The sequence below is a fragment of the Bacteroidota bacterium genome, from assembly GCA_030706565.1.
Lineage (GTDB): Bacteria > Bacteroidota > Bacteroidia > Bacteroidales > JAUZOH01 > JAUZOH01.
Window position 1 is genome coordinate 1 of the sequence record JAUZOH010000265.1, and the last position, 5403, is coordinate 5403.

Below are 5403 nucleotides of genomic sequence, written 5' to 3' on the forward strand. Positions count from 1 at the left end.
AAAAGATTGCCCAGCTGGTTAGTCGTATCATTGACATAAAAATGCATATTGCTGGCTGAAGTAAAGGTTGCCCGGACATCAAAACTACTTGCAGAACTGAGATTGCCCTTCAACCCAAAATAAGCCGAAAGCAAACTGGTATTTTTCACAGGTAAACCCGGAACAATAAACTGGTTCTCGGAAGCTATCCTCAAATAACTGTTTTTCTGCAGACTGCCATCAACTCCGACATAGCCGGTCAGGAATTTATCAATGAATGTGTAAGAAAACATAGCCGAGGGATAAAAATATATCTCTGTACCGTCATTATTTTCGAAATAAAGGCCAAAACCCGCACGAAAGCCCCATCCATTGTTATTCTGACCTATTGATGGTTTGATCGCAATAATGCTGCTGGTTGTAGAATCTCCTACTGCAGATTTATTGTAAATGCTAATTTCATCATCAAGTTTAATCAGAAAATGTTTAAAGTATTTTTCAAAATTGCCGGTTAGGTTTATTGAATTTTCATAATTTTTATTTTTATCCCTGAAAAAATCGTAGTTAAGTCCCAGGTCATAATTCAACTGTGCTGAATCATAAATTGTTTTATAATGGGCATTGGCATTCACATCCAGGAAGGACTGGCGGATGTTGCCCTTGCTTAATGAAGTATCAAGGCCGGGATTGTAACCATAATCATATACTCCTTCGTTATCCAAACCCAAACTCCCTGAAAGCAGTGATTTTTTAAAAAACTTCTTCCCGTAAGCCTTTACCAGATTAGTGCTATAACCTGCAAAAACCCTTTTGTCATTGTCAAGGGTAACTTTACCCTGAGAAGAAAGATGGTTAAATAAAAAGCCCAAACTATAATCCTTAGACCTCAGGCTATTGACATTTACTTCCAGCAAGGGAGTATAATGAGTACCCAAACCTGCCTTTATATATCCGCGGTAAAGCTTGGTGATTGGCTGGGGTAACATCTTGGCAGCCGTAATAGGCCTTAACTGGAACTCGGTATCAAAACGTTTTGAAAAAATATTGTAGTTAAACGAAGGACGCTGTCTCAGGGTATCATCCGGAACAGGAAGCAGGTTGATCTTATTTGCTTCCGGCAGTGTAGGTTCATAAGGTTTGACAACCTCTACATCACGGTTAAGTATATTTTGACCGTATACCGGATGTGCCAGAAAAATTATCAGAATTATAATGGAGAAAAAATATTTTGCTTTCATACGTATATAATTTATGTTTTAAGGTCGTATGGAACATCCAGGTATTAGATTCATTAGTGTTGTGTGTTTAATGAATCATGGCGTTTCATAAGCTTATATATATTGAAAATAATCAATGTCCTATTTGTACTTATTTCTGTTCTTTATTTTTGTGATCAGTATTCCCTTCAGATTGATGAAACATCTTACGGTCATCAATCTTCTTAAGTTTTTCTTTAGCTTCATCAAGTATACCGTCCGTTTTATTGTCATAATTATCAATAATGCTCTGCAGGGTATGGGAAGCCTGGAAATCATCTCCCTTTTGCACATATATGTCTGAAAGCAGGACGAAACCTTTTGCAATCCAATATTGATAAGCCGTATTTTTAGAAATAAAATCAAACAATTCTTTTTCCGATTCCTTAAAATTTGACTTACGGTAAAGAATTTCAGCTACCCGGTATTTTGCTTCAGCACCTTCTGCGCTTCTCACTTCTTTGGAAAGAGGCCTGAAATAAATCATTGCAGAGTCAATGCTATCGCGGTCGTAATAAGTTCTGGCAATTTTATAACTAGATTCCCTGGTCAATTCCTCAGAAACATTATCGGTTGATAAAATTTTATGAGCTGAAGCAAGGGTTTGGTTATAATTTTTCGAAAGAAAAGCACAACGCATCTCTCCGGTAAGTGCTTCAAGAACATTGTTTTTATTTTCGGCCTGTTTTTCCAGCATGGAATAGTTATCAAAAGCTGCGGCATAATCTTTATTATTGAAATTGATTTCTGCAGCACCCATCAAAGCCTGTTCTGTAAAGTCACTTTTGGGTTTCGAGATGATGTAGTTATATGATTTAAGTGCCTCGTTATAATTTTTCTGCTTGGAATCGCAATCAGCTTTATAGAAATGGGCAGTCACTAAAAAATTCCCGTTAGGATAATTGTCAATGTACTTGTTCATACTTTCAAGCGACTTGCTGCAGTCGCCTGCCATATACAGATTCTCTGCCGCAGTAAAGGTAAGTGAATCCTGTTCGGCCGTACTCACATTTTGTTCGTTACCAAGGCTTTTCATGAAATTGACATATTCGCCAATCTGATTCATATCCACATAGATATTTTTGATCCCTGTAAGCGCATATCTTGATTCATCGGTAGCCGGGAATTCCTTGACCAGTCTTTTATAACTTTCAAGGGCCTTGTCATTGTTGTCATTATTATAATATTCAAGGCCTAACTGCAGCAATGCCTTTTTAACATAACTGCTGGAAGGGTAATCACTCAATAACCGGTTATAATACTCAATGGCTATCTTCCTGTTCTTCAGGGCCATATAGCTTTTACCCAATTCATACAAGGCATTATCAATATATGGAGAATTAGGATAGTCTTTCATCAGGCTGCTAAGCAGCTCAATTTTCTTCTCATTCCGGTCAACCAGGCCATAGCAGAAAGCTTTTTGGAACATGGCGTAATCCACATCGGCCGTTTTCATTGCAATGGCTTTTTCATAATTTTCCATTGCATCCCAATAACGCTTTGCCACGAAATACGTATCGCCAATACGGTTGTATGCATCACAGACTGTCTTATCGCGGGATGATTTCATCAGGGTGACATATTTCTTGAACCAAAGCATGGCATTGGTATATTCTTTACGGTTATAATAAGCATAACCCAGAGAATAATGGGACTGATTGTATTCTTTTATAAAGGAGGCATCATGCGAGGTAAGGAAATCATTGTAGTTCACAATGGCTTCAGTATATTTACCCAGGCGATAATAAGCTTCGCCTTTCCAGAAATAGGTTTTAGCCAAAATATCCTTATAGAATTGCCCATATTTAAGGGATTTATTAAAAAGGGCAATAGCTTCCCCATATTCCTGATTGGTCAGCAATTCCAACCCTCTGTAATAAGCAGCCCGTTGATAAGCTTTCAGGGCTGATTCATCCTTAACCTTTATTTTATCCAAAAATTCCAATGCATCCTTATAATTCTTGGTAGTCAGGTAAGCCTGAACCAGGTAAGTGTAGGCCTCATCGGTCCGTTCTGAATTCGGATACTGCTTAATATACTCGTTAAGTGCATTGACCGCTTCATTAAATGGCGAATAAGAAAGCTCATAAGTAACCAGCGCATAATTAAATAAAGCATCTTCCTTTATCTTGGGGTCAAAATCGAGTTTGGAAGCAGAAGAAAAAGCCATCCTGGCCGAATTTTTGTCATGTAAATGAATGTAGCAATCAGCCAGGTGATACATGGCATTCTGGCTGATCAGGTTATTAAGGTCAGCCAGTGGTTCAAACTCCTTGGCTGCCTTTGCATAATCCTGATTCTTGTAATAGGCATATCCCAGTTCGTAGCAATCCTCCTTTGATGGGCTTTTGGCTTCTTCAAAGTATTTCTCAAAATAAGGGATACATTCCCTAAACTTATTTTTCCTGTAATAGGATTCACCAACAATTCTGGAAACCTCGGCTGCCCTGCCCGGAGAAACAGAATCCAGCATATTGGCAGCGTAATCTATTACTTTATCATAGTTCTGTTCCAAGTAATAGATTTGTACAATATAATAAGGGACAATCGGAGCGAAAGTTTCATCATCCGTAAGTTTCAGAAAACCCTTAAGGGCTGTCCCGTAATTTTTCTGGGTATAGCTGATATGAGAATAATAATAAGTTGCAGGAGATGAGTATTTGTTGTCAGTATCTTTGATTTCATTAAAACATTTTCTGGCCTTTTCCAGACTATCCTTTGAGAAATAGCTGTAACCCAAATCAAACCAGTATTCTGCCACATCCTCCTGGCTCAATCCACTGCGGTCAATCTTTTTAAAGCAGGTTATCGCTTCATCATAATTTTTAAGGTTATAATGATATTTACCAAGCTTAAAGAACAGTTCCTGAGACCTTGGACTTTCAGGATGAGATTTGACAAAACGGCTGACCAGATAACTTGCATCCGGATTGTACAATTCAATTGCACAATCTGCCGAATAATACTCTGCATCTACAACATAGCCAGAACTTTCAGAACCCTTCTGATGGATATAATCGGTAAATAATTTCTGGGCAGCTCCATATTTTTGTTTTTCGTACAAATCCTTGGCCCTCTTAAAAGATGCATCCGGCTCTGTAGAAATCAGCATCCGCTGGGCAAACGACATTTGGCCAAAAACACTAAAAAATAAGATAACGATAAAAATAAACCTAAAAACCTGCTTCATATAATTTATGCTTTAAAGGGGCTAAATTAAGGATAAAATACTTTCAGGCAATTCCTGAATTTTATTTTTCTAAACATTACGAATTTAAACTTTTTCCACAAATTCAGAGTAGTCCCTAATCAAAATAAATTTTATCTTCTGAAATCCGTATCTCTACAAAAAACATACCTAAAATATTTTCCTTTTGCCTGAATTCAATTGCTTTTTATTTTGACATACTTAATTTAGTGCCCAGAACCAACTTTTTACTATCTTTTAGTTATTATTTTTGCAGCATGCATCTTCCTTTTTGAAAGAACATTAAACCAGAGCTGAAAGTACAGAACTCAAAAGGGAAATAACCATAGATTTGGTTTGACATTCTAAATCATCAAAATCAGGTAATAATGAATATGATTAAGAAAATCGTTCGAATCGTCAAAGTCTTTCTCAGGGACATCCAGTATCAAAATCATCAGCCTGAATTTGGAGCATTAAAGATACTGAGATACATTGGCCCCGGGCTACTGGTAACAGTGGGATTTATTGACCCCGGTAATTGGGCCTCGAATATTGGAGCCGGAGCAGGTTTTGGATATAACCTGCTGTGGGTTATTACTATTTCGACCCTTATGCTGATCATTCTTCAGCATAATGTGGCCCATCTGGGAATTGCCACCGGCCTTTGCTTGTCCGAAGCAGCCACGATATATACTCCCGCCTGGGTTTCAAGGACTATTTTATCAACCGCCATGATGGCATCTGTTTCTACTTCTTTGGCAGAAATTCTTGGAGGTGCCATAGCCCTCAATATGCTCTTTCACATTCCCATACCGGCAGGGGCCATTCTTGTCCTGGTTTTCGTCTTTATCATGCTTTTTAACAATTCATATAAAATCATTGAAAAAATCATTATCGGTTTTGTTTCCATCATCGGGCTTTCCTTCTTATATGAACTGACCCTGGTAAATATAGACTGGGCCCAGGCAGGAATTCATT

General features: G+C 37.9%; 3 protein-coding genes. 1 reads left to right on the forward strand and 2 read right to left on the reverse strand.

Annotation, left to right across the window (positions count from 1 at the left end; translation table 11 throughout):
• Positions 1–1217, reverse strand: a 1217-nt coding sequence (locus tag Q8907_12205; GenBank protein ID MDP4275033.1) for a hypothetical protein, incomplete at its 3' end; no start/stop codon positions are given.
• A 130-nt stretch (positions 1218–1347) separates the two neighbouring features.
• On the reverse strand, positions 1348–4425 hold the full coding sequence (locus tag Q8907_12210) for a tetratricopeptide repeat protein (protein MDP4275034.1): 3078 nt from the start codon (positions 4423–4425) through the stop codon (positions 1348–1350).
• 392 nt (positions 4426–4817) lie between these two features.
• Here Q8907_12210 and Q8907_12215 point away from each other — a divergent pair.
• On the forward strand, positions 4818–5403 hold a 586-nt coding region (locus Q8907_12215), incomplete at its 3' end, for an Nramp family divalent metal transporter (protein MDP4275035.1).

Coding starts and splice junctions, on each gene's coding strand:
- Q8907_12210 (MDP4275034.1), bottom strand. CDS start 4,425: ATGAAGCAGGTTTTTAGGTTTATTTTTATCGTTATCTTATTTTTTAGT.